Source organism: Thermus sp., assembly GCF_056332225.1.
In genome coordinates, this window is record NZ_JBWGQW010000096.1 from 1 (window position 1) to 3,091 (window position 3,091).

6 protein-coding genes are annotated in these 3,091 nt (G+C 66.7%); 1 reads left to right on the top strand and 5 read right to left on the bottom strand.

The annotated features are described in order from the left end of the window. Together AC01Y6_RS10005 and AC01Y6_RS10010 are read right to left on the bottom strand one after the other, a co-directional pair. Positions 1-413: roadblock/LC7 domain-containing protein (locus tag AC01Y6_RS10005; protein WP_476671374.1), on the bottom strand; the 413-nt coding region annotated here is incomplete at its 3' end. Positions 414-670: 257 nt separating this feature from the next. Then, the gene (locus AC01Y6_RS10010; RefSeq protein ID WP_347240699.1) at positions 671-901 is read right to left on the bottom strand and encodes a hypothetical protein; all 231 of its coding nucleotides are present in this window, start codon (positions 899-901) and stop codon (positions 671-673) included. 22 nt (positions 902-923) lie between these two features. Here AC01Y6_RS10010 and recO point away from each other — a divergent pair, with 22 nt between their 5' ends. Then, a complete protein-coding gene (recO, locus tag AC01Y6_RS10015; protein ID WP_347240700.1) occupies positions 924-1,589 on the top strand; it encodes a DNA repair protein RecO in 666 nt (221 codons plus the stop codon). Here the strand turns inward: recO and greA are convergent. From greA to AC01Y6_RS10030, 3 genes are all read right to left on the bottom strand, one after another. Further along, positions 1,576-2,046: a transcription elongation factor GreA gene (gene greA / locus AC01Y6_RS10020; RefSeq protein WP_347240701.1), complete on the bottom strand. Its 471-nt coding sequence runs from the start codon at positions 2,044-2,046 to the stop codon at positions 1,576-1,578. The genes recO and greA overlap by 14 nt on opposite strands. A gap of 56 nt (positions 2,047-2,102) precedes the next feature. Beyond that, positions 2,103-2,849: an aminotransferase class IV gene (locus tag AC01Y6_RS10025; RefSeq protein WP_476671376.1), complete on the bottom strand. Its 747-nt coding sequence runs from the start codon at positions 2,847-2,849 to the stop codon at positions 2,103-2,105. Beyond that, positions 2,846-3,091, bottom strand: a 246-nt coding sequence (locus tag AC01Y6_RS10030) for a glutamine amidotransferase-related protein (protein ID WP_428716429.1), incomplete at its 5' end; no start/stop codon positions are given. The genes AC01Y6_RS10025 and AC01Y6_RS10030, both read right to left, overlap by 4 nt.

Sequence of the window (3,091 nt, forward strand, 5' to 3'; positions counted from 1 at the left end):
ACTGGACTTACGCGGTGTTGAAGATCCCCGATAAAATGGGCCTCAAGATGTTTCCCTACGGGAAAGCAGCCGGTGACCATCTGCCGGGCTTCCAGGTGGATGAGGCCCAGGTTGGCCCCCGCGGGAGCGGCCACCGCCAGCACGCCCTTGTCCCCGGCGCTGTAGACGACCAGATAGCCGTCCCTGCCCCGCACCACCACCTCCTCCAGCCCGCCCAGGGCGGTCGTCTGGGCGATGCGCTTCCCCAGCCCCAGGGTCGTGGCCGCCATCGCCGCCACACGCGCCGCGTCCACCTCGGGGAGATCCGTGGCCAGGGAAAGGCCGTCGCTGGAGGCCACCATGACCCCGGTGATTTCGGGCACCGCTTGCCTGAGTTGCCGAATCGCCTCTTGAAGGACTGTCTGACGGCTCATACTTGCTTCTCCTTACTGGACTTACGCGGTACTGAAGATCCGCGATACCTTCGTATGCTACCCCATAGCTCCAAAGGGATGAAATAGGCCCCCCTCCGCCCTGCGCTTCCTGGGGCTCTATGCGGTATAGCGGTCAAGCCCAGGGAACCCGCCCCCAGGGCCGCGCCCAGCTTGAGCAAAAGCCTCCTGTCCATGTTCGCCTCCCTCCCGGGCTCAGCAAACGAGGATATAGGGCTCACCCCAACCCTGTCAAGGGTTTAGGCCTGCCGCCTTTGGAGAAGGAAAAACACCCCATACCCCACCGCGGCGATGATGAGAAGGGGAACCGCATACTTGAGCAGGGTGGCGATCAGGCCGGAAAGGGCAAGGAGAACCTTGCCCAAGAAGGTGAAGACCCAGCCCCCCACCCAAAGGAGGAGGAGCACCCCCACCACCACCAAAAGCCCCAACACCACCCACTCCAGGATGTCCCGCAGCGTGCGCTCCATGGCTTAAGCATACACTGGAAAGGTGGAGCGCTACCGCCTCGAGGAGGGCATCGTGGTGGGCCGCAAAGCCCTCCCCCAAGGGGACCTCCTCCTCCGCTTCCTCACGCCCCAGGGGAGCCTCGAGGCCGTAGCCCGTAAGGGGCAGAGGCCCACGGGACGCGCGGGCCGCCTTTCCCTCTTCCACCACGTGCGCTTCCAGCTCTACGCCAAGGGGGAGGGCCTGCCCACCCTGACCCAGGCGGAGCTTTTGGGCCGCCTCCACGGCCTGGAGGAGCCAAGGCGCTTCCTCCTCGCCTCCTTCCTCGCCGAACTGGCCTACCGTCTGGCCTCCCCCGAGGCCGCCCCCCGGATCTACCCGGTCTTCGCCTCCGGCCTCCGGGGCATCGCCAAGCACCAGGACCCTCTTCTCCCCCTGGTCTGGGCGGGCTGGCGGGTGGTGAAGGCGGGAGGGCTGGCCCCTAACCTCCTGGGACCGGGCCTTTTTCTCTCCGAGGGCAGGCTGGGGGAGAGGGGAGCTTACCTGGGGGAAAAGGGGGTGGAAGCCCTGCGGGCCATCCTCCACCTCCCCGGAGGCGAGGCCCTACCCTATCTGGAAGAAGCCCCCCTAGATAGGCTTTTGGAGGCCCTCAAGGCCCACGCGGAGGAGACCCTGGGGCCTTTGCGCTCGGCGGAGGCTATAGGGGCTTGATCTCCAAGATGGTGTAGACCTGGGCCCCCTTCTTGCCCCGGATCTCCACCACGTCCCCCACCTTCTTGCCCAGAAGGGCCTGGCCCAGGGGGGACTCGTCGGAGATCTTGCCGCTGAAAATGTCCGCCTCGTGGCTCCCCACGATGGAGAGGGAAAGCCTCTCCCCGGTCTCGGTCTCCAGCTCCACCTGGCAGCCCAGGGCCACCTGGTCGTAGGAGCCGTTGCCCTCCACCACCACCGCCCGGGAGAGGAGGTCCTCCAGCTGGGCGATGCGGGCCTCGTTCTGCCACATGGCCCGCCGGGCCTCGTCGTAGCCGGCGTTCTCCCGGAGGTCCCCCTCCTCCAGGGCCTGCTCAAAGTCGGCGGAGATCTCCTGCCGCTTGGTGGTCTTGAGGTGGTGAAGCTCCTCCTGAAGCCGCCGATAGCCCTCTTTGGTCAAGTAGACGGGCTTTTTCATGCCTCCTCCTGCGTAAAAGGGGACACCAGCCCAAAGGCCTTGGGCTGGCGGTACCGCTATTCAGTATAGCAGGCGGGGAGGAAGCGCCCTATGAGGGGAAGGAGCGCCTTGGGAGGCCTTCCCACGGGAAGGAGGCCCACCCCGCTTCCCGCGAGGAGGAGGTGGCCCTGGAGCTCCTCGGGCCTCAGGAAGACCCGCTCCACCCGGAAGCCCAAGGCCCTGGCGGCCTCCGCCACCTTCTCCCGGGTGAGGCCTTCCAACCCTCCTTCCAAAAGGTACAAGGTGCCCTTCCAGAAGAGGAGCGGGCTCGTGCGGCTCCCGTCCACCACGTGGCCCGAAGCGTCCAGAAGAAGCCCCTCAAAGGCCCCTTCCCTCCTTGCCTCCCCCAAGGCCAGGCGGTAGGGGAGGTAGTTCCCGGTCTTGTAGCGGGCGAGGTCGGGGTGGACGCGGAAGGAGGTGAGCCTTACCCGCACCCCCTCCCGGTAGAGGGAAGGGGGCAAGGGGGTGTAGGGTCTGGCCTCGGCGAGGCGCACCCCCTCCCCCACGGTGAGGCGGAGGCGGAGGCAGGGGGCCTTTGGAAAAGCGCCAAGGAGGGCCTCCACATCCTGGGCGAAGGCCTCGTCCCCCGGGTAGGGAAGCCCCAGCGCCAGGGCGTGGCGGCGAAGGCGGGAAAGATGCGCCTCCAGCCAAAGGGGTTCTCCCCTTTCCACCCGGAGGGTGGTGAAGACGCTCGCCCCGTGGTAAAGAAAGCCCTCGGGCAAGGGCTCGGCGAAGGGAAGCCCGTCCAGCAGGACCCGCTTCATCCCACCTCCAGAAAGTTGGCCAGAAGGCGCATCCCCCAAGGGGAAAGGAGGCTTTCCGGGTGGAACTGCACGCCAAAGGCCCGCCGCCCGTCCCATAGGGCCATGGGCACGCCGTCTTCCGTCCAGGCGAGAAGGCGCACCCCAGACTTGACCGATATTTCAGCTCTGGGGTAAAGAAGGGGCATGACCCTGCGCGAAGCCCTGTCCCAGATCCCCGACCCCCGGGCCCAGAACCGGCAGTA

What these genes read in the sequence shown, in the direction of transcription:
- AC01Y6_RS10010 (WP_347240699.1), bottom strand. Translation starts at nt 901, where the DNA reads ATGGAGCGCACGCTGCGGGACATCCTGGAGTGGGTGGTGTTGGGGCTT.
- greA (WP_347240701.1), bottom strand. Translation starts at nt 2,046, where the DNA reads ATGAAAAAGCCCGTCTACTTGACCAAAGAGGGCTATCGGCGGCTTCAG.
- AC01Y6_RS10025 (WP_476671376.1), bottom strand. Translation starts at nt 2,849, where the DNA reads ATGAAGCGGGTCCTGCTGGACGGGCTTCCCTTCGCCGAGCCCTTGCCC.